The organism is Bacteroides caecigallinarum (assembly GCF_016901995.1).
GTDB classification, from domain to species: domain Bacteria; phylum Bacteroidota; class Bacteroidia; order Bacteroidales; family Bacteroidaceae; genus Phocaeicola; species Phocaeicola cellulolyticus.
The window spans coordinates 1-385 of record NZ_JACJLE010000167.1 but is presented as its reverse complement, the minus strand read 5'-3'; the positions used below and the strand labels follow the sequence as shown (position 1 = coordinate 385).

General features: G+C 42.9%; 1 pseudogene. It reads right to left on the bottom strand.

Features of this window, described 5'->3' with window-relative positions:
• Window positions 1–385 (bottom strand): annotated as a pseudogene (locus H6A61_RS15470) (hypothetical protein); the annotation flags it as partial.

The following is a 385-nucleotide window of genomic DNA, read 5'->3' as shown; positions in this document are numbered from 1 at the left end:
CAATATCTTCATCGGATAGCCCTTGTTTCCTTAAGAGGCTTATCATATTTCCTAGCATTTTATTTTTAGAAATTAGTTCCTGGCTCTTGCTCTCAAGTTCCTGGCTCTTGCTCTCAAGTTCCTGGCTCTTGCTCTCAAGTTCCTGGCTCTTACTCTCAAGTTCCTGGCTTTTGCTCTCAAGTTCCTGGCTTTTGCTCTCAAGTTCCTGGCTCTTACTCTCAAGTTCCTGGCTTTTGCTCTCAAGTTCCTGGCTTTTGCTCTCAAGTTCCTGGCTCATGCTCTCAAGTTCTTGGCTTTTGCTCTCAAGTTCCTTGTTCTTAAGCTCCAGCTCCTTATTCTTCATCATTATCGTAGTATCACGTGATTCTATTTCCGAAAGAATTTC